We start from the raw sequence: 21808 nt of genomic DNA, 5'->3' as shown, positions 1-21808 counted from the left end.
TAGCGACGCTTGCCAAACGCGAGACATAGAGACCGACCAGATCCAGAGTGCCATTGCCGGGTGCAAGACGTCCTCCAAAGGAAGCTGAATTAAAACGCACGCGGCATGCTTGAGTTTCGCTCAAATGCCCGCGACATCATTCCGCTTTCGCTGGCGGCAGCTCCTCGGCATCCCGCGTATAGGCAGGTGGCACGTAAAAATTCAAAGTCTTCATGACGACATCGCCGGTATTGCGGATCTCATGCTTTTCGCCATGGCCGATCAAAATAAGAGAGCCGGGCACGAGGCGATGCGCGTGACCGTCGACGATCGCCTCGCCGCTTCCGCTTTCGACGTAAAGCCACTGGTCGGCGCCCTTATGAAAGTTGTTCTGCCCGCCTTCGCTTTCACCCGGCTCCACAACCATAGACGCCGCCTGCGAGCGTCCGTTACCTGCAAGGACGTGAAAGCCCTTCGCATATTTCACCGACGCGTGCTCCATCTCACCGATGCTCCTCAGCGCGCCTCGATCTCCCAATAGGTCGGTGCTCCGTAAGCTTCATGCAGACGGCCTTCCGAGTCGCGATTGCGCAACGAAAGTGGATCGAGATCGGGCGACGCCTGAAGCTGCGCTTCCGTGATGCCGGTGACATACCCTTCAAGTTCGCTATCCCAGCGAAGCGCCGTCCATGGAACGACGTATTGGCTTTTGCCAAGGCCAAGGAAGCCACCGAAGCTCAGGACGGCATAACGAACCTTGCCGGTGATCGTGTCGACGATCAGATCGTCAACGGCGCCGATTTCAGAGTGGGCTCCGTCGTAGACGGCGGTGCCGGCGACCTGGCTGGTTTCGAGAAATCTGTTTTCTGGTTGCATGTTCGCTCTGCTTCCGAATTCGAAGGTTCAAAACCAACGCAAGCTTGAAGACATTGTTCCGATTGGCGGACAGCATGCTTGCTAAGATGCATCGGCATTCAAAGGAGCCATTATTCGGCTACTTTGGTTGCACGCTCTGATCGCCGCCGGGCTCGCCGGGCGGAATGATCACGGGCATATCATCGCCGGTGTGGCCCGGCGCGGGCTGGTGAATTCCCGGATCCACGCCCTGTTGCGGCTTCAGCACGCCGTCGTTCCTGTTAAGCTTTTTGCTCAGCGACTCATCGGGCTTTGAGTTGCTTTCTCCTGCGCCTGCGGACGGCGGCTGACTCGAGGCTCCAGCATGCGATTGGTTGGTACCAGAGATCGCCACGGCGGCGGCACAGATCGCCCATACAAAAGCGTGTTTTGCGCGCATTATTCTGCCCTTCCGCATCGATAATTAACTTAGCTGACTGGGCAACGGCCCTCGCCCTTTTGGGGTTCCAGCCGCACCCATCGTGAGAAGTAAGTTCTTCGTGGTCTGAGGAACTGTTCGACCGGCAATTGGTAAAGCAAGCGCCACGGCACGCACTACCCCTCAGTGCGGCTGCCCCCAATGCCGTGGTGTAAGCGGAGCACCCCGGTTTGGCAGGGGATCGGGGTGCCTCCAGCTCCACGGCCGAAGCGGCAACTCAAGCGCGCTGCGCGGATCCAGTGCCCGACTGCGAGGCTGATTTTTTCATAAGCGAATTCAGCTGCCCAAAGAGCAAGGGGCCTTCGACCTGATCGTCTTGGTAACCCTCTTCACGCAGCTTGCGTTTGATATCGGCTACTGTCGTGCATCGACCCGATTGAGCAAGCTGAAATGCTCTTTCTAATTGCGAAACACGAACGTCCACGGCTCTACTCCTCAATTGTTCATCCGTTTCCTCAAAGGCCAGTTGCATCTTTCGTCCGCGCAGCTTGGCCTGCATTCCGTCGGCCGCGCCTGCAAGCCGCGAGCGCCAGCCACCCCGAAAATGGTTCCCGGCAGCTTTGAGTTCCGATGTATCTCCCCGAAATAGCCGCTGATCGCCTGTTCCGCGCCACCGAAAACGCGTTTTGCAGCCGCTAAGCCGTGCTCAGGACGGGACCTTAGCTTGCTCCCAGACGTTATCTCGATCGACCGGAATATTTCGAAGATCGAGGAGCCATTATGGGTAAACGCAAAGCGCAAATCGTCGAGCCAGAGTCGTTCGATCCGGACGCGCCCTCACCTGTATCCGGACCGCTGCCAGGCACACCCGAGGAGGCACCGTCCTACCCCGGCGACAACGATGATGCCGATGACGAAACAGAGAATGAGAACGAGGCCGTTCCTGACGAGGGAACTGAACCCGACTCTATCGCCGTGGATGTCGAGATAGAAAACCACGACGCCCGGCGCGACCGCCTCAGCGAGCAGATCGATGATACCGACGATGAAGAAGCGGATGACTCTCGGTGACGGGCAGATTTGCCGGACGGCTTAGCCGTCCGGCAGATCAATTGGCGCTCGCGCTAATGGACCGCGCGATGAGCGGGCGTGCCCTGTTCTGCAATCAGTGCTTTGACTGCGATGATCGCGTTCGACATCCGGCGCTTGACGGGGTAGCGCGCGGGCGGCTCGGAAGTGAAGACTGCCGGAATGTTTCGCGCCGCCAGGGCGCGGCAGAACGCGACGGTCTCCGGCGTTTGCGAATAAGGAAGAATGACTGCATCGATCGACTTTGCGTCGATCATCGTTTCGGCTGACGTCAGGTTGGCGACGACGTGCGTAATCGCGCCTGCGGCGATGAAGGACTGGCGCAATTCGAATGCTGCTTCGCCATTGGGATCGACAATAAGCACGGATATATTTTTGAGAGTCGTCATAGTGGGTACCTTGCGGCGCGATACGGTCGCGCTTTCCGCTTGGAGCTTGCCCACTGGCAAGCAGTCCCAGGATGACAGCAACGCACCGGGTGACGTGCTGACAATATGATACTTGGCCCGGTCAGCACAGCTATGCATTTGCGATGTGCACGAGCAAGTAGAAGTTCTCCAATTGAACGAACATTCGTCGCTGCATCGCACTTTGTACGTGCAGCGCACATGCATTTTCCGGGAACAATTGGTATCGCACACGCTCCAATTAACGCGAGAACCGTTGATGCATTCTCATTGCGGAACAGCTTCCATTCGCATCCGTTGACTCAGCGAACTCAACTTCAGAGGAGAATACGATCAATGAAGAAGATGTTCGTCGCTACTGCTGCTGTTCTGCTGAGCGCAGGCACAGTGTTTGCTGCGGGTTCGGGCGGCGGAGGCGGCTCTTCGGGTGGCGGCGCTGGCGGTGGCGCAGGTGGCGCCGGCACCGGTGCAGGCATTGGCTCCGGCACGACCGGCGGCGTTGGTTCGAGCACGGGCGCCGGTTCGACTGCGGGTCGCGGATCCAATTACAATCCTGGATCAACGACGCCGCTAACGCCGACACCACGGATCACAGGAGGCGGCGCTGCAACGCCGGGCGCGGGCTCTAACACCGGCTCATCAGGGACGAGCACAGGTACCGGCACCAGCACAGGCACGGGATCCAACATGGGCTCATCCGGTACGAGCACAGGCAGCAGCACGAGCACCGGAAGTGGAACGACGCCTGGCGCAGGCTCGAGCACGAGCGGCACGGGCTCCATGACGACCAGTCCCTCATCCGGCGCAACGACGACGCCGTAAGAAAACCGCCTTCAAAGATCTACTAAGTCAACGGCGCCGGCTCTCCGAGGGATCAACTCTCATGAGCCGGCGCCGCTTTTGTATTCGCATTTCTTCATCTGATTTCTCACCGCCCATCTTGAGAATTGGCTGCTCGAAGCATCGCGCAAGCCCCGCGATCTTTATGAGATTCTTATAAGTCTCCCGATCCGCACAGCTCGAATTCATACGCCGCGCGTGGCACGTATCCGCCGCTCGCCCTCTCCTCTGGGCGCGCTCTCAAAGGATCGGATCATCAGATGTATGACATCGTCTTTGTGGCAGGTGGATTAGCACTCGTCGCGCTCTCGATAGGCTACGCCTTCGCCTGCGACCGGTTGTGAGGGATCGCTCATGACATTCGATTATGCATTGGCAGGCGTCGTGACGGCCGGGCTCTTGATCTATCTCGTCTATGCGCTCGTGCGGCCTGAAGCTTTCTGAAAGGCATCTCAAATGACTCTCGTCGGTTGGGCGCAGATCGCCCTGTTCTGCGCAGTCGTCATTGCGCTCGTCAAACCGCTCGGCGGGTACATGACCAAAGTGTTTTCCGGAGAACGGACATTTCTTTCGCCGGTCATCGGGCCACTCGAGGCATCCCTTTATAAAATTTCAGGCGTGAACGAGCGATCCGAGCAGGATTGGCTAGCCTATACCATCTCTATGCTACTCTTTCATGTTGGCGGGTTCCTGATCCTTTATGCCTTGCTTCGAACGCAAGGCTGGTTGCCGTTCAATCCGCAGGGCATGACTGCGGTCGCACCCGATCTGTCGTTCAATACTGCCGTCAGCTTCATCACGAATACGAACTGGCAGAACTATGGCGGAGAAACGACGCTGTCGTATCTCACGCAGATGCTGGGCCTCACGCATCAGAACTTCCTGTCGGCCGCCACAGGTATCGTCATCGCCGTTGCGCTCATTCGCGGTTTTGCGCGTTCTTCGACGCGCAACATCGGCAATTTCTGGGTCGATATCACACGCTGCACCCTCTACGTTCTACTGCCGATCTGCATTCCCTTGACGCTCTTTCTCGTTTGGGACGGCATTCCGCAGACGCTTGGCGCTTACGTTGACGCAACGACGCTCGAAGGCGGCAAGCAGACGATCGCGGTGGGCCCGGTCGCGTCGCAGGTCGCGATCAAGATGCTCGGAACGAACGGCGGCGGCTTCTTCAATGCAAACGCCGCTCATCCGTTCGAAAATCCGACGGCATTCTGCAACTTCGTTCAGATGGTGGCGATCTTCGCCTTAGGCGCGGCTCTCACCAACGTCTTCGGCCGTATGGTCGGCAATCAAAAGCAAGGCTGGGCGATCCTGGCCGTGATGGGCATTCTCTTCATCGCAGGCGTCGCAGTCTGCTACTGGGCAGAAGCGGCGGGTGTTTCCGGCATCAATGCGCTTGGCCTCTCCGGCGGCAATATGGAAGGCAAGGAAGTTCGCTTCGGCATTGTGGCGTCTGCGCTCTTCGCGGTCATTACCACGGCAGCCTCGTGCGGCGCCGTCAACGCCATGCACGACAGCTTCACGGCTCTTGGCGGCATGATCCCGCTGATCAATATGCAGCTCGGCGAGATCATCGTGGGCGGTGTCGGCGCAGGCTTCTACGGCATGCTGATCTTCATCGTGATCGCCATTTTCGTCGCCGGTCTGATGGTTGGCCGCACACCAGAATACGTGGGCAAGAAAATCGAAGCCAGGGAAGTGAAGATGGCGATGCTCGCGATCCTCGTGCTTCCGCTCATGTACTTAGGCTTCACGGCAGTCGCTTCTGTGCTTCCCGCTGCGCTTGCATCAATTGCAAACCCCGGCCCGCACGGCTTCTCGGAAATGCTCTATCTCTTCACGTCGTCAACAGCGAACAATGGCTCGGCCTTCGGCGGCATTACCGGAAACACGCCGTTTTATAACGTCACCGGCGCCATTGCGATGTTCGTCGGCCGTTTCTTCATGATCATTCCGGCGCTCGCGATCGCCGGATCGATGGCCGAGAAGAAAACAGTGCCGCCCTCAGCGGGGACGCTTCCAACCACCGGCGGCCTCTTTGTCGGCATGGTCGTCGGCGTCGTCCTCATCGTCGGCGGCCTGACGTTCTTCCCTGCCCTCGCCCTCGGTCCCATCGTCGAGCAGATCTCGATGACCAGAAACATGCTCTTCTGATTTCCTCGGAGATACGCGAAATGGAAACACTCGTGCGCAAGAAGAGCTCGGCGGCAACGATGCTCGACCCTCAGATCGTCCTTCCAGCCATCGGTTCGGCATTCGTCAAGCTCGATCCCAGGACACTGATCAAGAACCCGATCATGTTCGTGCTCGAGGTCGTGTCGGTACTGACGACAATCATTTTCGTCCGCGATGTCATTCAGGGCGGCCAGCATCTAGGCTTCACGTTTCAGATCATCCTCTGGCTCTGGTTTACCGTGCTCTTTGCCAATTTCGCCGAGGCTATCGCCGAGGGGCGCGGCAAGGCGCAAGCTGATGCGCTCCGCCAGCAACGCACCGAAACGCAGGCCAAGCTGATGACGGGCGTGGGTAAGACCTTCAAGCTCGTGCCGGGTACGTCGCTTAGCGTCGGCGATGTCGTTCTCGTCGAAGCCGGCGATACAATCCCGTCAGACGGCGAGGTCATCGAGGGTATCGCGTCGGTCAATGAATCGGCGATCACCGGCGAGTCGGCGCCTGTCATTCGCGAATCCGGCGGCGATCGCTCCGCCGTGACGGGCGGCACACAGGTCCTATCCGATTGGATCGTCGTGCGCATCAGTGCGGCGCAAGGTTCGACATTTCTCGATCGCATGATCCGGCTGGTAGAGGGTGCCGAGCGGCAGAAGACGCCCAACGAAATCGCGCTCAATATTCTGCTCGCAGGATTGACGATCGTCTTCGTCTTCGCAACCGCGACCATCCCGAGTTACGCGGCCTATGCGGGCGGCACGATCTCGGTCGTTGTGCTCGTTGCACTTTTCGTCACCCTCATTCCGACGACGATCGGCGCTCTACTCTCAGCCATCGGCATCGCCGGCATGGACCGGCTCGTGCGCTTCAACGTGCTTGCGATGTCGGGCCGTGCGGTCGAAGCCGCGGGCGATGTCGATACGCTTCTTCTCGACAAGACCGGCACCATCACCCTCGGCAACCGCCAAGCCACCGAGTTTCTGCCGCTTCCTGGCGTCAGCGAAACCGAACTCGCCAATGCGGCTCAGCTTTCCTCATTGGCGGATGAGACGCCGGAGGGCCGCTCCATCGTCGTGCTCGCGAAGGAATTGTATGGGCTGCGCGGGCGTGAGATCGCAGACGTCAAGGCGCGCTTCATCCCCTTCACGGCGCAGAGCCGGATGAGCGGCGTGGAAACCGATGACTCGTCCATTCGCAAAGGCGCAGTTGATGCCGTTATCAAATACGTTTCCTCTATCGCTGCGGCGCCGTTGGCGATGGGATCAGCGGCGCAGGCCTTGCGCCCGGCGGTCAATGCGGAAACCGTGCGCGACCTTAAGCTCATAACGGACCGCATCTCCAAATTGGGCGGTACTCCGCTTGCCGTTGCCAAAAACGGCAGGTTGCTTGGAGCCGTTCATCTCAAAGACATCGTCAAGGGCGGCATTCGCGAACGCTTTGCGGAGCTGCGCCGCATGGGTATTCGCACCGTGATGATCACCGGCGACAATCCCATGACGGCTGCAGCGATCGCGGCGGAAGCCGGCGTCGATGATTTCCTCGCGCAGGCGACACCGGAGGATAAGCTGCGCCTCATCCGCGACGAACAGGCCAAGGGCAAGCTCGTTGCGATGTGCGGCGATGGCACCAATGACGCCCCTGCGCTCGCTCAAGCGGACGTCGGCGTTGCGATGAACACCGGCACGGTTGCTGCGCGCGAAGCCGGCAACATGGTCGATCTCGACAGCAATCCGACGAAGCTGATCGAGATCGTCGAAATCGGCAAACAGCTTCTGATGACGCGCGGCGCCTTGACGACGTTTTCCATCGCGAACGACGTCGCCAAATATTTCGCGATCATTCCGGCGATGTTCCTTGCCTTCTATCCGCAGCTGCAGGTTCTCAACATCATGGATCTCGGCAGCCCAGAAAGCGCAATTCTGTCGGCGATCATCTTCAACGCGCTCATTATTATCGCCCTCATTCCGCTGGCCCTGAAAGGCGTTACCTACCGGCCCATCGGCGCCGGCCCGCTGCTACGCAGAAATCTTCTGATCTACGGCCTCGGCGGCGTCTTGATCCCGTTCATCGGCATCAAGGCAATCGACATTGCCGTCAACGCTTTGCACCTCGTCTAAGGGGAACCCCGATGCTCAAACTCTTGCGTCCCGCACTCGTATTGCTCGTCTCGCTGACGGTTTTGACGGGCGTCATCTATCCTCTGGCGATGACGGGGCTTGCCGGCGCTCTCTTTCCCAAACAGGCGCAAGGAAGCTTGATTGTCCGCGGCGGGAAAGTCATCGGCTCGGAACTGATCGGGCAGAATTTCACAAGCGACCGATATTTCCACGGCCGCCCTTCGGCAACGACTGGCCCCGACCCTTCCGATCCGAGCAAGACGGTGCCGCAGCCCTATAACGCCGCGAACTCGATGGGCTCGAACCTCGGCCCGACAAACAAAGCGCTCATCGATCGCGTCAAGGGCGACGTCGAAAAGCTCAGGGGTGAGAATCCGTCGGCACCCGTGCCGCTCGATCTCGTGACGACGACCGCCAGCGGGCTCGACCCGGACATATCGCCGGAGGCCGCCTATTTCCAGGTGCCTCGCGTCGCCAAGGCCCGCAACTTGCCGGAAGCAGAAGTTAAGCAACTCGTCGATAGCCATATCGAAGCCCGTGTTTTTGGTTTAATCGGTGAACCGCATATCAACGTGCTCGCGCTCAACCTCGCTCTGGACCGCAGCGCGGCACACTGAACATGACACGGCGCCGTACCTGGGAAACCCAATGGCGGACGACACCCACGCTGAGCACAAGCGGCCGTCACCGGATGCTCTTCTCGAAATTTCGCGGCGAGAGGCACGGCGTAGCGGCCGCTTGAAGATTTTCCTCGGCGCCGCCCCCGGCGTCGGCAAGACCTATGAGATGCTGCGCACGGCTCGCGCCAAGATCAAGGAAGGCTTCGACGTCGTCGCGGGCGTCGTCGAGACGCACGGCCGGAAAGAGACGAAGGCTCTGCTTCGCGGCATTGAGGCGATCCCCCCACGCAAGGTCGAATATAAAGGGAAGCTTCTCGACGAACTCGATCTCGACGCGCTCCTCGCGCGGCGGCCGCAAATCGCGGTGGTCGATGAACTCGCACACACCAACGCGCCGTCGAGCCGGCACCCCAAGCGCTACCTCGATGTCGAGGAGCTTTTAGATCAGGGCATTGACGTCTACACGACGATCAACATCCAGCACATTGAAAGTCTCAACGAGGTCGTTGCGCAAATCACCGGCGTTCGCGTGCGTGAAACAGTCCCCGATTCAATTCTTGCCCGCGCCGACGATATCGAGCTTGTCGACATTACGCCTGAGGACCTCATCCAAAGGCTCAAGGAGGGCAAGGTCTATATTCCCGAGCAGGCACGCCTCGCGCTCGAGAATTTCTTTTCGCCCGTCAATTTGACGGCGCTGCGCGAATTGGCGTTGCGGCGGACGGCCGAACGCGTCGACGAACAGCTCGTCACGCAGCTGCGTGCGAAAGCGATGTCCGGCCCATGGGCGGCTTGCGAGCGCGTGCTCGTTTGCATCAGTGACGATCCGCGGTCTGCGGGCCTCGTGCGTTACGCTAAGCGCGCCGCCGATCGCTTGCATGCGCCATGGACGGCCTTGACGATCGAGACGCGCCGTAGCCTTCGCCTTTCCGACGAAGAGCGCAACCGCATCGCCGAAGCGTTGCGTCTCGCCGAACAGCTCGGTGCTGAGACGTTCACAATCCCCGGCGGCTCGCGTTCGATTGCCGACGACATCATGGCCTATGCGCGCGATCATAATGTCACGCAGATCATCGTCGGAAAATCCGAACGGCCGCGCTGGTTCGAAGTCCTCAACGGCTCAGTCGTGCACGATCTCGTCCGCCAGTCCGGCAGCATCAGCGTGCATGTCATCTCGGGCGAGCAGTTGCCTGCCGTTCGGGAGCCTGCGCCGCCGCCGGTGACGACAGCGCCAGCCGCACCGGCGAATGATTTCGTCGCTTACACGTTCGCCGTACTGGCCGTGGCTGTGGCGCTCGGCGCCGCCTGGGTGCTAAGCCCGTGGATCGGCGTCGAGAGTGTCGACCTCATCTTCCTCACAGGTATCATCGCGGTGGCGGTTCGCGCGGGGCTTTGGCCTTCGCTCTTTGCGAGCGTGCTCGGATCGCTGACCTATAATTTCTTCTTTCTGCCGCCCGTCTACACCTTCACGATCTCGGATCCGAAAAACGTCGCATCGTTCATTTCCTTCGCGGTCGTCGCAATCATCGTTTCGAACATCGCGGCCCGCATGCGCAGCCAGGCCGTCATTGCCGTCAACCGCGCCAGCACGACGGAATCGCTCTACGGGTTCAGCCGCAAGCTCGCAGGAACCGGAACGCTCGATGATGTGCTGTGGGCGACCGCATTCCAGATTGCTTCCATGTTGCAGGTGCGCGTTGTTCTGCTTCTTCCGGAGAATGGTTCGATCGCCGTGAAAGCTGGCTATCCGCCTGAGGATACGCTCGACGCTTCGGATCTCGCGGCGGCCACGTGGGCGTGGATGAACGATCGTCCGGCGGGACGGGGCGCCGACACCTTGCCCGGCTCGCAGCGCCTCTTCATGCCGCTGCACACAGACCGCGGCGTCGTCGGCGTGGTGGGGATCGACAGCGACAAGCCAGGCCCCTTGCTGACGCCCGATCAGCGGCGCTTGTTCGATGCTTTGATCAACCAGGGCGCGCTCGCCATCGAGCGGGTGCGGTTGGTGCAGGACATCGAGCAGACCAAACGCACGATGGAGACAGAGCGCCTTCGCGCTGCGCTGCTAACGTCCTTATCGCACGATTTGAAGACGCCACTTGCGGCTATTCTTGGTGCCGCAAGCACCATGCGCGACGTTTCAGACAAGCTCGACGATGAATCGCGTGCCGAGCTGCTGTCCACGGTCATCGACGAATCCGAACGCCTCAACCGCTTCATTGCGAACCTGTTGGATATGACCAAGCTAGAAGCCGGCGCTGTCGCGCCGAAGCCTGACGTGCACGATGTCAGCGAGATCGTCGACGCTTCACTGAAGAGAGCAAGAAAGATCCTTGCACTTCATCGCGTGCAATACAGTTCTGTTTCCGGCAACCCGCAGGTCAGCGCCGATCCGGTGCTGCTGGAGCAGGTCCTTTTCAATATTCTCGATAACGCGGCCAAATACGCTCCCGAAGGCACTCTCATACAGATCAGCGCGCGACAGGATCACGATCATCTGACATTGCAGATTGCCGATGAGGGACCGGGAATTCCATCCGCCGATCTCGAACACATTTTTGATAAGTTTTACCGCGCCCACAAGGGCGATCAGGTTCGTGCTGGAACAGGACTTGGACTTCCCATCGCGCGCGGCTTCGTTGAAATCATGGGCGGCACTTTAACGGCTGCCAACCGTAGCGACGGCCAAGGCGCTGTGTTTACGATTTCCTTGCCCGCCGGCTACGAGAGCGAAACGTTGGATCACGCCGCATGAGTGCCCCTCTCAATGTCCTTGTGATCGACGACGAGCCGCCTATTCGCAAACTGCTGCGCATGGGGCTGGCCACTCAGGGCTATCACGTGACTGATGCCCCTAACGGCAAGGCCGCGTTGGAGCTGATGTCAGCGAAGCCCGATCTCATCATCCTGGACCTCGGACTGCCCGACATGCACGGGCTCGATCTGCTGCGCGCTCTCAGGGCCAGGGACGACTCCGTTCCCATTGTGGTGCTTTCAAGCCGGGCGGATGAAGGCGCGAAGGTTCATGCTCTCGATCTCGGTGCGGACGACTATGTCACCAAGCCTTTCAGCATCAACGAGCTTCTCGCGCGTATCCGCGCAGCGCTGCGTCACCAATTGCAAAGTCAGGGCGAGCGTCCGATCTTCCGTAGTGGAGCGCTGAGCGTCGATCTCGTCCGGCGGATCGTCAAAATCGGCGACCGCGAAGTCAAGCTATCGCCCAAGGAATACGATCTGCTGCGGCTGTTCGTTCAACACGCTGGCAAGGTCCTTACCCATAACTTCCTGTTGCGCGAACTGTGGGAGCCTTCGGCAGATTCGCAGTACGTTCGGGTGTACGTTCGCCAATTGCGACAGAAAATCGAAGCGCATCCGGAAAGCCCGGAATACATTCAGACCGAAACCGGCGTGGGATACCGCCTGCGCAGCCCCGACGAAGTCGAGCAGGCGAAATGACCGTAAAAATTTCGAGTTTCCTTGTGCCGAATGACGTGCTTCTTGATTTCCGCGCGCGGGATAAAACAACATTGCTGCGTGAGCTCGCCACGCGCGCGTCGCTGTCCACCGGCTTGGCCGTCGATGTCATCGTTGCCGAACTCATGAAGCGCGAGCAACTCGGATCGACCGGCATGGGTGGCGGCGTTGCCATTCCACATGCTCGCTATGCCGGACTTAAGAAGCCCTTCGGACTTGTGGCACGTCTCAAGCCTGCAATCGATTTCGACGCGATCGACAATCTTCCGGTCGACCTCGTCTTCGTTCTGCTGGTGCCGTCTGCCGTTGAAGGCGATCACCTCAATCTGCTTGCGGCCGTGTCGCGACGGATGCGCAGCCGCGAGGTCACGCAGAAGCTTCGCTCACTGCAGGATCCCGAGATATTCTATCGCTTGCTCACGGCGGAGCCGGAGAAGCATTGATGCCGAATTCGGTTCGGCGCTAGGACATGATGGCTTCGATGAGGCGCGGCCCCTTGTGCGCCAGCGCCTTCTCCAATTCGCGCGTCAGTGACTGCGCATTATCAACCGCCACTGATGGCACGCCGAAGCCTTCGCCGATCCTGACCCAATCGAGATAGGGGCGATCGAGTCCCGTCATCGAACGCGCAACCGGGCCCGGCGCGTCGACGCCTGCCCGCGCAAATTCAACATTCAAGATGTTGTAGCTGCGATTGGAGCCGATTATCGTGACCACATCCAAGTTTTCGCGCGCCTGCGTCCACAGGGCCTGGACGGAATAAGCACCGCATCCATCGGATTCGAAGTTGATCACCTTACGGTCCGGGCACGCAACCGCTGCTCCGGTTGCAGCACCCGGGCCTTGGCCGATGGCGCCGCCGGTTAGCATCAGGTGGCTGAAGCGCGGCGCGCTTTGCGAAGCGTCGAAGTACGGCATGCCGACAGTCAGCGCCTCGTCCATGATGATGGCGTTTTCCGGCTGAAGGCGCGCGATGACGGCCGCAACGGATTGCGCGTCGAGGCCGCCGCTTGGCATCGCAGGAAGCGGCCTTCGCGGCTTCTGCGGGACATCGTTCGGCGCATTGAGCGCTGCGGCCAATGCTTCGAGAGCGCCGAGAACATCCTCGCCGGCACTTGCGAGACTCACGGTCTGCTCCTCCGTCGTCAAATAGCCGGGCAGACCCGGATAGCCGAAGAAGGCGACGGGACGGCGCGTGCCTGCGAGCACAACTCTTTCGTAGCGGCGCGTCAGCGCTTGGGCTTGATCGGGGAAGTAGGGAAGCCGCGTCGCCGCCGGCAAATAGCCACCGCGCTCCATGCGCGCGAAAAACGTGTCACAGAGGACATCGGCCCCGGTCGCAGCCGCAATACTCCCAGCGAGTTTCAGGCCGGCCTCCGACAGACCTTTGCCACCCAGGAGGACGGCAGACTTTCCTTCGCGCAAAGCTTTCGCCGACTGATCGACATTGGCAGCCGAATAGCTGCTCTTCGGAACGGGTCGCCGTGCGGGGATATCATCGCCAGCCTCTGCCATCTGCAGATCGTGCGGCACGATCAACGTCGCGATGCTGCCGCCGCTCAATCCTGTCGCATGGATCGCGTCGGCCAGATTGACCGCGATGCTCTTGGCGTCGGTGCTTCTCTTAGTGAAAGCGCTGACCGTATGGGCGAGCGCTTCGATGTTCGAATTGAGCGGCGGATCCGCTTCTATGTGCCATGACGCGTGCTCGCCGACGACGTTGAGGAGCGGCGTTCCAGCACGCCGGGCGTTGTGCAGGTTGGTCAGGCCGTTGGCGAGACCCGGCCCCAAATGAAGCAGGCACATTGCGGGTTTCGACAGCATGCGTGCGTAGCCATCCGAGGCGCCGGTCGCAACGTTCTCATGGAGACAGAGGATGCCGCGAATCCCCGGCACGGCGTCCAGCGCGAGCACCAAGGGCAGCTCCGTTGTCCCGGGATTGGCGAAACAGACTTCAATGCCCTCTCTCAGCGCCGTCGCGACGAGTGATTGCGCACCATTCATGCACTGGTTCCTTCTGCGGCGCACCGCTCTTCGAAGCGGCGCGCGCCAGCCCTGAGGCGAGACCTTCGCTTTAGAGGAGAAATCGCTGCTGGCAAGCACCAATGACACACGGGAGTTCGCATGCGTCTGGAGGCGTGTGTGGGGCTCCCAGTTTCATTACAATCGCAACGGTGCATTGTGCCCTCGGCTGCCGCATTGAGGGCTCATGTTCGCTTCTTGAACAAATGATCGCCAATAGTCTTTTTACCGGCGCAGCACGCGACGAGATCGTCTCCAAAAATCGATCTGCCGTCGCCAAACTCTATTGCGACGTTTGATTGTCCACCCGCGATCAGCCGGCAAGCTTCTTCCAAAGCTGCAGCCAGGTTCGGATGCTCGCTGCCTATCGGCGCCGGAACTGCACCAAACGTGACGAAATATGCCACAACTAGCCTCTGCTGCGTTGGATGAAACAACGCGAACCGCCAGCAATCACCTAGCCAACGATGCGCAGGCTGAAGCGTTCCAACTTCGCGGCGCATCAATGATCGGCGCGGTCCGAGCTTTGCACAATCGTTCGACTACGGCTTGACCGCTTTTGGAGGTTCGTATAGTTCAACGATATGGTTGAACGAGAAGGGAATACGCTCGATCGGGTCTTTCACGCGCTTGCCGATCCCTCGCGGCGCGCCATCCTCGGTCAGCTGGCGACGGGTGAGCGCTCAGTGAGCGAACTCGCTGAACCGTTGCCCATTTCTCTCGCGGCAGTCTCCAAGCACATTCAGGTTCTCGAGCAATCCGGCCTCATCCACCGCTCAGTGCAGTGGCGCACGCACGTCTGCAGCCTGAATGCGAAGCCGCTCGCAGAGGCGCAACGATGGCTGAGCTTCTACGAAATGTTTTGGAATGAGCGTTTCGATGCTTTAGAGGACCTGTTTCGCGCCAAGAAGAAACATAAAAAATGAATGCGCCGGCCAATCTCGTCGTCAAACGTATAATCTCGGGCTCGCCTGAAGAGGTCTTCGAGGCATGGACGCAGCCGCCATTGATGCGGCAGTGGCTTGCCCCGGGCGAGAACGAAGTTGTGGAAGCGCACACTGATGTGCGCGTCGGTGGCCGTTTCCAGATACGTTCGATTGCGCCGGACCGCACCCTTCACACGATAGACGGCCAATATCGCGAACTCGCCGCCGGAAGGCGCATCGTGATGACATGGAGCTATTCGGGCCCCGTCGAGCTTCTATGCCGGATGGAAACGCTGCTGGAGATCGATTTCGTATCGGCTCCAGGTGGGAGGACTGCGCTGACCTTGGTGCAAACGCAGATTGCCACACAGGATGCGCTCGAGGCCTATCGTGACGGTTGGCCCACCTGCTTCGAAAAGCTGGAGCGGTCGTTCGGAGCGATGAAAAACTCATAACAACAACGAAAATCATGGGGGAATGCCGAGATGTCTGCTGTCCGAGAATACCGCCGTGCCGCGCTCCCGCGGTGGGTCATGGTCTGGTTTGTCCTGGATGCCATTGTAGCTTTGGCGCCTCCGCTCTATTGGGCATTCGACGGCGTTAGAGAGCCCGTTCTCGGCCTCCCCGCAGCGGTCTTCTATTTCGTCAGCGTTTCGACTTTCATCACGGCGAGCATCGTCGCCGCCTATCTCGCCGAAGCTCGTGATGGGGAGACGGGCTGATGCTCATTACATTCGGCTGCATTGCGATCTTCTTCGTACTCATCGTCCTCATTCTGCAGTTCAGCGGGATCCGAGACCGCAACTTCACGGAATATGCTGTCGGCGGCCGGTCGTTCGGCGCCAACTATCAAGCGATGTCGTTCCTCAACACATGGTATCCCGGCGCCATGTTCACGGCGTTCGGCGGGATGGCGGTGAGCGCGGGCGTCATTTCCTTCTACGTGCTCTCCTACAGCCTGCTCACGGTCGTGTTGATGTATTTGATGGCCCGGCCGGTATGGGTGTGGGGCAAGACTTTCGACCTGCGCACGCAGCCTGACCTTCTGGCGCTTCGCTTCAAGTCGCGTCACATCAAGACCATCGCGGCCGTCATCGGGATTATCTCGGGCATTCCGTGGCTGGTGCTCGGCATGCAGGCGCTCGGAACGCTTTTCCAACACATGTCGCTTGGCGCTCTGACGTTTTCGGAGGCGGTGATCGCCGGCGTCGCCGTCATCGCGCTGCGCCAGATCTGGACTGTGCGCATGGGTATGCGCGGCGTCGTCATTTCCGACATGGCGCAGGGTATCGTCGCCTACATCGGCGGCAGCGCGATCCTCATTGGGCTCATCCTCTGGATGATCATGTCGCAAGGCATCACGTTTGCCTCGCTGGAGCCTGCCAAGTTCGCCATTCCGAGCATCGGCTCGACGGAGGGGCCGCTCTACGTCTTCAGCCTCATCTTGACCGGCGCGATCGGCGGCTGGTGCTGGCCATATATCTTCGTGCGGCTGTTCACGGCTGATGGCGTGCACAGCCTCAAGAAGTCCGCGGCCGTCGCCGTGCCGCTATCGTTGGTTTTCGGCGTGGCGCTGCTCGTTTTCGGGATGCTGGGCTCGCAGGTCAGCGGCGTCAGCGGAGCACCCAACGACGTCTGGTTCATCGTCAGCCGCGAAGCCGGCGGGCTTTGGTTGCTTGGCCTTGCTGGCGTCGTGGTGCTTGCGGCTTCAATGGGCCATACAGACGGCAACATCCAAGCCACGGGCGCGCAGATCGCCAACGACCTCGTCGGCAACTACAAGAAGCTCGATCAGGCGCAGCTCATCATCATCGCCAAGCTTGGCATGCTGGGGCTGACGATCCTGTCCTCCTGGCTTGCGTGCCTGGAACTGCCGGCGCTGTTCCAGCTGGCTGTGCTCGCCTATCAGGGCATCATTCAGCTCGCCGTGCCGCAATTCCTCGGCATCTTCTGGAAGCGCGGCAACAAATACGGCGCCATTGCCGGCATGGCGGCGGGCTTCGCGGTGGCGGTGGCGCTTGAGCTTGTTTATCCGGGATATCTGCCATGGGCCTATGGCCTGACCTCGGGAGCCGTTGCTCTCGCCGTAAACCTCGCAATCTACGTTGCGGCCGCCTACCTGCTGCCGCAGTCGCGCGAGGAGCGGCAGCGCGTCGAGGAGCTCTTTGCACTTGTTGAGCAGCGCTCTTCCGCTTCCGGCGGCGTCGTGCCGAAACCTGCGCCGGAGATGGTTTGAGAACTCACTGACGACTACCCGAGCGACGCAGCCAATCCTGCGTCGCAATGCCGGATGCAAGGATGATCGGCCAGCATATGCTGGCCGATCGCACGGCGCCCCCGACTGGATGGCCAAGCGACGGCCCGAAGTGCACGGTACTTAGGTCAATTCGTATGCGGCACGTTCGCGCTCGCTTAGCGAAGTCCTCCTATAAGCCCAAGGCATGATCTCCTCGCCGGAGGCCTCCATGCGGGTACCTGGTATTCTGGCTGTCGTGTTCTTGACCTTTACGGCCGGCATGCTCATCGCCGAAGAAGACCCGGTGATGAAGGAAGCCCAAACGACCTTCGCGCCGATTCCTCTCACGCCCCCTCCAGTGAAGGGCGTAACGCCCACTCCGGCGCTGGTGGAATTGGGTAAGGCGCTCTACTTCGATCCGCGGCTATCCCAGAGCCACAACATCAGCTGCAATACATGCCATCAGATCGGCCTCGGCGGCGTCGACATGCTGCCGACCTCAATTGGGCACAAGTGGCAACACGGCTCCCGTAATGCCCCGACAGTTTTGAACTCCATATTCAACATTGCGCAATTCTGGGATGGGCGCGCGGCGGATCTCGCGGCGCAGGCCGGCGGCCCGATCCAGAATCCGGTCGAGATGGGCATCAGCCACGAGCACGCCATAGAAACCCTGAAGCGCATCCCCGGTTATGAGGCGCTCTTCAAAGCTGCTTTTCCCACGGAAAAAGACCCCATCACGATCGGGAATGTCGAAGATGCGATTGCGGCATTCGAAGCGACGCTCATCACACCCAATGCGCCGTTCGACAAATTTCTCCGCGGCGACGCGAATGCTCTAACCCCCGAGCAGAAGGAGGGGCTGCAGCTGTTCATGAGCAAAGGCTGCTCGACTTGCCATTCGGGTATCAATGTCGGCGGGCAGATGTACGCTCCGTTCGGCGTGGTCGAGAAGCCGGGCGCCGACTTTCTGCCGCCGAGCGACAAGGGCCGCTTCGATGTCACGAAGACAGCAAGCGACGAGTACGTCTTCCGCGTGCCGCCTCTGCGGAATTCAGAGCTGACACCGCCCTACTTTCATACCGGAAAATCCTGGGATCTCCGGCAAGCCGTGGCGGTCATGGGAAACAGTCAGCTCGGCGACAAACTGACGGACGGCGAAGTCACGAAGATTACGTCGTTCTTGCGCTCTTTGACGGGCGATCAGCCGAAGGTCGCATATCCGATCCTGCCGCCAAGCGAGGCGCAGACACCGAGGCCTGAGCCGTGAGCGCGTTGCCGGGCCAGCACGCAATCCAGCTGGCTGGCGTTTTAGGACTTACACTGAGGCCCTAAGTATTTGCCGTCCACGGTTACGCCCATGTTGGGAATGCCGCCCTCGGGCGGATCGAACGTCATTTTCGACATGGCGCGATACCAAGTTGCGAAGTCGCCGGTGAGAACCGTGCTCGTCTTCTGCTTTCCCGTTTCGGTTTTGCATTCGACGTCGACATAAAGTTCTTCGCCGAGACGCAGGACTTTTGAGGTCGTGCAGTTTGGCTGGCCGACACCGGTCAAGATGCTGTCCGCCGCTGTGATGCACGTCTCGAAGGTCTTCATGCCGATGGTGTCGGCGACTGTCGTCAGCTGCCAGAGTCCCGGCCGGCGGACGGGCAACTCGTCGGCGCAAACCGAACTTGCCACCCCGCCGGCTATTATGGCAGCGCCAGCAAGCGCAAGCGGGATGGCGCGCCTAAGCCTTGGCATCATTGATTTCATGTCAGTTCGAAGAAACCTTTGGCGCTTCAATCGCGATATTTTCACCGACGACAAAGGTGCCGTCGAAGAGCCGCTTATCGGGCTCCGTCACCGGGGCGACGATGTTGCGTACGGGAAGCCCGGTCGTTTTATCGACGTAGACGCTCTGCTGGTTGGGAACCGTGACTGCGGAGACGCGCGGCCCCTTGGTCTTTCCGTCAGCGGGCAGAGGCGTTGGCAGCACACCCTCGTAAAGCGCGTATGTTTTGCCTTCGAATTCCTTGTCGCCCACGCACTTGTAGTCGGTCGCAGCCTTGGGAGCTTCAGCGACCGTCTCCTTGATCTGATTGGCGACCGTGTTTGCGAACGCTTCGGAAAGCGCCACCCAGCCCGAGCCCTGATTGGACCAGGCCTGCTTGCCGATTACGATCATCTCCATCGGCAAACCATCTTTGCCCAGCACCACCTTCTGATGCATGCGGTCCGGCAATACGTAATCGGCACTCATCTTGAGAGTGCCCTCGGAATTGGTGATCGTCGTTTCGAGCCGAAAAGACTTGGCCTCGCGCAACTTCGAAAATGCGGCGTCGACTTGCTCCTTGCAGCTTTTGTCAGCGAGGGCAGGAGCAGCCGATGCCAACATGAGTAGGCCGGTCAAAAACGAGCGCATGACACATCCGGTTTGATTGATCGAAAAGGCGGGCGAAGGAATCGCGCGAAAGCGAATGCCAAGTCACGGCAATTTCTACTACCAATACTTCCCGTCTTTCGGCGAAGAGGGTGTGCGATCTGCCATTCTGTGCCCCGACATCTCCGGCAGATAGTCGATGGCAATACGCATAAGCTCTGGAAGAGATTTAACGCCGAGCTTCGACTTGATCTGAGAACAGGTGTTCGCGATCGTCTTGTAGCTGACGTGCAGTTCCTCGGCGATGGCCGTGTATTGCTTGCCCTGGGCTATTAGTTCGAGCGTCTGAAGCTCGCGCAGCGTCATCGCGCTCAAAGGATTGGAGCGGCCCTTCGTTTCCATCACCGCGATCGCTGAGGCGATGGCGTGACTGAGGAACGGCTTGCCCTGGCGGACGGCCTGCAGGGCTTTGATGATGTCGACGGACGACGTGTCCTTCAGAATGTAGCCATTCGCGCCGAGACGCAGCGACTGGCTGGCGATCATAGGATCTTCGTGCATCGTCAGCACGAGGATGGGTGTGTGCTTGTCGTGCACGCGAAGGCGCCTGATGAACGTCAGCCCGACAAGCACCCCCTTCTTGATCGCAAGATCGATGATGATCACATCGGGCTTGTCATTTCTGTAAGCGCGGAAGCCTTCGATCAGATTTGAGGCGAGCGTAATATCTTCGATGCCCGCGTCCTCGAGCACCCGGCGGCAGCCCTGCAGCACGATTGGATGGTCATCGATTACGAGAATTTTTGTCATGCTGATGCCCTGTTGGCTTTACCCATGGCGTGTTTTTCGCCCTCACTGGGTAGAGCCGGAATTTTTATGGATAGTGTGGTTCCATTCGGCTCATGGCCCTCTACGACGAGACTGCCTCCTGCCGATAGTACGCGCTCGCGCATGGCCGATAACCCGAAGCCGGCCTGCACGCCAGGCTTCAAGCCTTTGCCGTCATCGCTGATGCGCAAGCTGATCAGGATCGGCTCCGCCAGCCTAGTGGTGTTGCTATGTGCCCGCTCCTCCTTGAGCTCGACGACGATATTCTCTGCTTGGCCGTGGCGCATGGCATTCGTCAGTGCCTCCTGGGTCGCGCGATAGACGATCAAGTCGATTTTATCGTTATAGGCGCGCTTAAAGGGTCCCACTGACGACCTGATGCGGACCTCCGGATGACGGCGCTGGAAATCGCGTATCAACTCCTCGATCAATGCCGTCAACGACACTTTGCCGATTGAAACCGGATGAAGACGCTTGAGCAGCGCCCGGTTCATCACCTTCATCCGGTCGGTGATATCGAGAATTTCCTCGGCCCGCTTGGCAATCTTCGCCGCGTCTTCGCCCTTCAATTTCTTTGCGAGGCTAACCACCGATTCCGCATTTGCCGTGATTCCGAAGAGGCACGGTCCTGCCTCGTCGTGCAATTCGCCAGCGATCTCTCGCCTCTCCTCTTCTTGCACGGATTGGATCTGCCGATAGAGCTCCCCGTTTTCGGCGCGGGCCTGATCAAGGGAAGCTGCAAGCGAGTTGAACTTTCGGGCTATGTCGGCAACTTCTCCAACACTTGGGATGCTGAGGCGCTGTGATCGCTCTCCGGCTTCAAGAGCGACCAGTCCGCGCGCGAGCGCGACCAACGGATCGAGAATCCAGCCGAGGACGAAATAGAATGCTCCAACAAGCAGGGTGATCGAGGCGATCGCGACGACCGCCAAAGCGGAGAGCTCTCGCCATTTCTCAGCGATCTCATCATCAGGATCGCCCATGAGAAGAAGTTTTCTCTCGCCATTGGGCACGTAGATGACGCGTGAGTGATCGCTGCCGCCTTCCGGCTTCATCAGTCTTTCGAACCAATCAGGCGTCTGGTCGAGCGAGTCTTCCTCGTCGTTTAAGGTCAGCTCCGGCTTCAACAGCCGGGCAGGACCGCCGGGTTCCTGCACATAAACCCGGGCGTGCCTCAGGTGCTGAACTTCGCGGGAGATCAGATAATCGAGCTCATCCAACTTGTCCTGTACGGCGGCGCGCCGGACCAGCTCACGGATATAGCCTTCGGCAAAATCCAGCGATGCGTCGATCTCGATGTTGACGGCTTTGCGCCCGTTGAAAGCGGCGACAGTTCCCGCGACGACTGACGCCATAAGGAGCAGAGCCGACATTGCCAGCAGGACCTGGATGCGAATAGACCGGCCGCGCCACACCGCGTCCGACACCCGGCCGGCTAGTTCGCTGAGCGAGGGCAT

At 59.8% G+C, this 21808-nt stretch carries 25 protein-coding genes; 14 read left to right on the top strand and 11 right to left on the bottom strand.

What is annotated here, in order from left to right:
* Positions 1-136: 136 nt before the first annotated feature.
* From VFG26_RS15135 to VFG26_RS15120, 4 genes are all read right to left on the bottom strand, one after another.
* Positions 137-481 (bottom strand): cupin domain-containing protein, encoded by a 345-nt coding sequence (locus tag VFG26_RS15135; protein ID WP_325026785.1) that lies wholly within the window; start codon positions 479-481, stop codon positions 137-139.
* Positions 482-495: 14 nt separating this feature from the next.
* A complete protein-coding gene (locus VFG26_RS15130) occupies positions 496-855 on the bottom strand; it encodes a PRC-barrel domain-containing protein (RefSeq protein WP_325026783.1) in 360 nt (119 codons plus the stop codon).
* Positions 856-973: 118 nt separating this feature from the next.
* A complete protein-coding gene (locus VFG26_RS15125) occupies positions 974-1273 on the bottom strand; it encodes a hypothetical protein (protein ID WP_325026781.1) in 300 nt (99 codons plus the stop codon).
* Positions 1274-1529: 256 nt separating this feature from the next.
* Positions 1530-1811, bottom strand: a complete 282-nt coding sequence (locus VFG26_RS15120; protein ID WP_325026779.1) for a hypothetical protein — start codon at positions 1809-1811, stop codon at positions 1530-1532.
* A gap of 221 nt (positions 1812-2032) precedes the next feature.
* Here VFG26_RS15120 and VFG26_RS15115 point away from each other — a divergent pair, with 221 nt between their 5' ends.
* On the top strand, positions 2033-2323 hold the full coding sequence (locus tag VFG26_RS15115; RefSeq protein ID WP_325026777.1) for a hypothetical protein: 291 nt from the start codon (positions 2033-2035) through the stop codon (positions 2321-2323).
* A 53-nt stretch (positions 2324-2376) separates the two neighbouring features.
* Here VFG26_RS15115 and VFG26_RS15110 read toward each other — a convergent pair whose 3' ends face one another.
* Positions 2377-2730, bottom strand: a complete 354-nt coding sequence (locus VFG26_RS15110; RefSeq protein ID WP_325026775.1) for a hypothetical protein — start codon at positions 2728-2730, stop codon at positions 2377-2379.
* A 354-nt stretch (positions 2731-3084) separates the two neighbouring features.
* Here VFG26_RS15110 and VFG26_RS15105 point away from each other — a divergent pair, with 354 nt between their 5' ends.
* The 8 genes from VFG26_RS15105 (at position 3085) to VFG26_RS15070 (ending at position 12417) form a co-directional block, all read left to right on the top strand.
* Positions 3085-3570, top strand: a complete 486-nt coding sequence (locus VFG26_RS15105; protein WP_325026774.1) for a hypothetical protein — start codon at positions 3085-3087, stop codon at positions 3568-3570.
* A gap of 372 nt (positions 3571-3942) precedes the next feature.
* Positions 3943-4032 (top strand): K(+)-transporting ATPase subunit F, encoded by a 90-nt coding sequence (locus tag VFG26_RS15100; protein ID WP_325026771.1) that lies wholly within the window; start codon positions 3943-3945, stop codon positions 4030-4032.
* A gap of 12 nt (positions 4033-4044) precedes the next feature.
* Positions 4045-5748: a potassium-transporting ATPase subunit KdpA gene (kdpA, locus tag VFG26_RS15095; RefSeq protein WP_325026769.1), complete on the top strand. Its 1704-nt coding sequence runs from the start codon at positions 4045-4047 to the stop codon at positions 5746-5748.
* A gap of 20 nt (positions 5749-5768) precedes the next feature.
* Positions 5769-7880 (top strand): potassium-transporting ATPase subunit KdpB, encoded by a 2112-nt coding sequence (gene kdpB / locus VFG26_RS15090; protein WP_325026767.1) that lies wholly within the window; start codon positions 5769-5771, stop codon positions 7878-7880.
* An 11-nt stretch (positions 7881-7891) separates the two neighbouring features.
* Positions 7892-8497 (top strand): K(+)-transporting ATPase subunit C, encoded by a 606-nt coding sequence (locus tag VFG26_RS15085; protein ID WP_325026765.1) that lies wholly within the window; start codon positions 7892-7894, stop codon positions 8495-8497.
* A gap of 31 nt (positions 8498-8528) precedes the next feature.
* A complete protein-coding gene (locus VFG26_RS15080; protein ID WP_325026763.1) occupies positions 8529-11255 on the top strand; it encodes a sensor histidine kinase KdpD in 2727 nt (908 codons plus the stop codon).
* Positions 11252-11956, top strand: a complete 705-nt coding sequence (locus VFG26_RS15075; RefSeq protein ID WP_325026761.1) for a response regulator transcription factor — start codon at positions 11252-11254, stop codon at positions 11954-11956. The genes VFG26_RS15080 and VFG26_RS15075 overlap by 4 nt, the downstream gene beginning before the upstream one ends.
* Entirely contained in the window at positions 11953-12417 is a 465-nt protein-coding gene (locus VFG26_RS15070) for a PTS sugar transporter subunit IIA (RefSeq protein ID WP_325026759.1), read from the top strand. Before VFG26_RS15075 ends, VFG26_RS15070 begins: the two co-directional genes overlap by 4 nt.
* Positions 12418-12436: 19 nt before the next feature.
* On the opposite strand, the gene VFG26_RS15065 is transcribed toward VFG26_RS15070, so the two are convergent.
* The gene (locus VFG26_RS15065) at positions 12437-13978 is read right to left on the bottom strand and encodes an acetolactate synthase large subunit (RefSeq protein ID WP_325026757.1); all 1542 of its coding nucleotides are present in this window, start codon (positions 13976-13978) and stop codon (positions 12437-12439) included.
* A gap of 203 nt (positions 13979-14181) precedes the next feature.
* A complete protein-coding gene (locus VFG26_RS15060) occupies positions 14182-14499 on the bottom strand; it encodes a hypothetical protein (protein ID WP_325026755.1) in 318 nt (105 codons plus the stop codon).
* A gap of 81 nt (positions 14500-14580) precedes the next feature.
* Here VFG26_RS15060 and VFG26_RS15055 point away from each other — a divergent pair, with 81 nt between their 5' ends.
* The 5 genes from VFG26_RS15055 (at position 14581) to VFG26_RS15035 (ending at position 18428) form a co-directional block, all read left to right on the top strand.
* Complete coding sequence (locus VFG26_RS15055) at positions 14581-14922, top strand: metalloregulator ArsR/SmtB family transcription factor (protein WP_325026753.1); 342 nt, start codon at positions 14581-14583, stop codon at positions 14920-14922.
* Positions 14919-15377 carry an SRPBCC domain-containing protein gene (locus tag VFG26_RS15050; RefSeq protein WP_325026751.1) on the top strand — a complete coding sequence of 153 codons (459 nt, stop codon included), beginning with the start codon at positions 14919-14921 and terminating at the stop codon, positions 15375-15377. The genes VFG26_RS15055 and VFG26_RS15050 overlap by 4 nt, the downstream gene beginning before the upstream one ends.
* Before the next feature lie 30 nt (positions 15378-15407).
* Positions 15408-15644, top strand: a complete 237-nt coding sequence (locus VFG26_RS15045) for a hypothetical protein (protein WP_325026749.1) — start codon at positions 15408-15410, stop codon at positions 15642-15644.
* Positions 15644-17158: a sodium:solute symporter family protein gene (locus tag VFG26_RS15040; RefSeq protein WP_325026747.1), complete on the top strand. Its 1515-nt coding sequence runs from the start codon at positions 15644-15646 to the stop codon at positions 17156-17158. Before VFG26_RS15045 ends, VFG26_RS15040 begins: the two co-directional genes overlap by 1 nt.
* A 229-nt stretch (positions 17159-17387) precedes the next feature.
* Complete coding sequence (locus VFG26_RS15035; protein ID WP_325026745.1) at positions 17388-18428, top strand: cytochrome-c peroxidase; 1041 nt, start codon at positions 17388-17390, stop codon at positions 18426-18428.
* Between the two features lie 41 nt (positions 18429-18469).
* Here VFG26_RS15035 and VFG26_RS15030 read toward each other — a convergent pair whose 3' ends face one another.
* The 4 genes from VFG26_RS15030 to VFG26_RS15015 form a co-directional block, all read right to left on the bottom strand.
* Complete coding sequence (locus VFG26_RS15030; RefSeq protein ID WP_325026743.1) at positions 18470-18904, bottom strand: DUF3617 domain-containing protein; 435 nt, start codon at positions 18902-18904, stop codon at positions 18470-18472.
* Between the two features lie 13 nt (positions 18905-18917).
* Complete coding sequence (locus VFG26_RS15025; protein ID WP_325026741.1) at positions 18918-19565, bottom strand: hypothetical protein; 648 nt, start codon at positions 19563-19565, stop codon at positions 18918-18920.
* Between the two features lie 78 nt (positions 19566-19643).
* Positions 19644-20333, bottom strand: a complete 690-nt coding sequence (locus VFG26_RS15020) for a response regulator transcription factor (protein WP_325026739.1) — start codon at positions 20331-20333, stop codon at positions 19644-19646.
* A complete protein-coding gene (locus tag VFG26_RS15015; RefSeq protein ID WP_325026737.1) occupies positions 20330-21808 on the bottom strand; it encodes an ATP-binding protein in 1479 nt (492 codons plus the stop codon). The genes VFG26_RS15020 and VFG26_RS15015 overlap by 4 nt, the downstream gene beginning before the upstream one ends.

This window comes from Hyphomicrobium sp., from assembly GCF_035687085.1.
Taxonomy (GTDB): Bacteria; Pseudomonadota; Alphaproteobacteria; order Rhizobiales; family Hyphomicrobiaceae; genus Hyphomicrobium_B.
The sequence above is the reverse complement of the archived record's forward strand: the minus strand, read 5'-3'. Positions and strand labels throughout refer to the sequence as shown.

Coding starts and splice junctions, on each gene's coding strand:
- VFG26_RS15130 (WP_325026783.1), bottom strand. CDS start 855: ATGCAACCAGAAAACAGATTTCTCGAAACCAGCCAGGTCGCCGGCACC.
- VFG26_RS15135 (WP_325026785.1), bottom strand. CDS start 481: ATGGAGCACGCGTCGGTGAAATATGCGAAGGGCTTTCACGTCCTTGCA.
- VFG26_RS15115 (WP_325026777.1), top strand. CDS start 2,033: ATGGGTAAACGCAAAGCGCAAATCGTCGAGCCAGAGTCGTTCGATCCG.
- VFG26_RS15065 (WP_325026757.1), bottom strand. CDS start 13,978: ATGAATGGTGCGCAATCACTCGTCGCGACGGCGCTGAGAGAGGGCATT.
- VFG26_RS15040 (WP_325026747.1), top strand. CDS start 15,644: ATGCTCATTACATTCGGCTGCATTGCGATCTTCTTCGTACTCATCGTC.
- VFG26_RS15045 (WP_325026749.1), top strand. CDS start 15,408: ATGTCTGCTGTCCGAGAATACCGCCGTGCCGCGCTCCCGCGGTGGGTC.
- VFG26_RS15020 (WP_325026739.1), bottom strand. CDS start 20,333: ATGACAAAAATTCTCGTAATCGATGACCATCCAATCGTGCTGCAGGGC.
- VFG26_RS15105 (WP_325026774.1), top strand. CDS start 3,085: ATGAAGAAGATGTTCGTCGCTACTGCTGCTGTTCTGCTGAGCGCAGGC.
- VFG26_RS15025 (WP_325026741.1), bottom strand. CDS start 19,565: ATGCGCTCGTTTTTGACCGGCCTACTCATGTTGGCATCGGCTGCTCCT.
- VFG26_RS15080 (WP_325026763.1), top strand. CDS start 8,529: ATGGCGGACGACACCCACGCTGAGCACAAGCGGCCGTCACCGGATGCT.
- VFG26_RS15050 (WP_325026751.1), top strand. CDS start 14,919: ATGAATGCGCCGGCCAATCTCGTCGTCAAACGTATAATCTCGGGCTCG.
- VFG26_RS15075 (WP_325026761.1), top strand. CDS start 11,252: ATGAGTGCCCCTCTCAATGTCCTTGTGATCGACGACGAGCCGCCTATT.
- VFG26_RS15035 (WP_325026745.1), top strand. CDS start 17,388: ATGCGGGTACCTGGTATTCTGGCTGTCGTGTTCTTGACCTTTACGGCC.
- kdpA (WP_325026769.1), top strand. CDS start 4,045: ATGACTCTCGTCGGTTGGGCGCAGATCGCCCTGTTCTGCGCAGTCGTC.
- VFG26_RS15100 (WP_325026771.1), top strand. CDS start 3,943: ATGACATTCGATTATGCATTGGCAGGCGTCGTGACGGCCGGGCTCTTG.
- VFG26_RS15120 (WP_325026779.1), bottom strand. CDS start 1,811: ATGCAGGCCAAGCTGCGCGGACGAAAGATGCAACTGGCCTTTGAGGAA.
- VFG26_RS15125 (WP_325026781.1), bottom strand. CDS start 1,273: ATGCGCGCAAAACACGCTTTTGTATGGGCGATCTGTGCCGCCGCCGTG.
- VFG26_RS15030 (WP_325026743.1), bottom strand. CDS start 18,904: ATGCCAAGGCTTAGGCGCGCCATCCCGCTTGCGCTTGCTGGCGCTGCC.
- VFG26_RS15085 (WP_325026765.1), top strand. CDS start 7,892: ATGCTCAAACTCTTGCGTCCCGCACTCGTATTGCTCGTCTCGCTGACG.
- VFG26_RS15015 (WP_325026737.1), bottom strand. CDS start 21,808: ATGCCCTCGCTCAGCGAACTAGCCGGCCGGGTGTCGGACGCGGTGTGG.
- VFG26_RS15110 (WP_325026775.1), bottom strand. CDS start 2,730: ATGACGACTCTCAAAAATATATCCGTGCTTATTGTCGATCCCAATGGC.
- VFG26_RS15060 (WP_325026755.1), bottom strand. CDS start 14,499: ATGCGCCGCGAAGTTGGAACGCTTCAGCCTGCGCATCGTTGGCTAGGT.
- VFG26_RS15070 (WP_325026759.1), top strand. CDS start 11,953: ATGACCGTAAAAATTTCGAGTTTCCTTGTGCCGAATGACGTGCTTCTT.
- VFG26_RS15055 (WP_325026753.1), top strand. CDS start 14,581: ATGGTTGAACGAGAAGGGAATACGCTCGATCGGGTCTTTCACGCGCTT.
- kdpB (WP_325026767.1), top strand. CDS start 5,769: ATGGAAACACTCGTGCGCAAGAAGAGCTCGGCGGCAACGATGCTCGAC.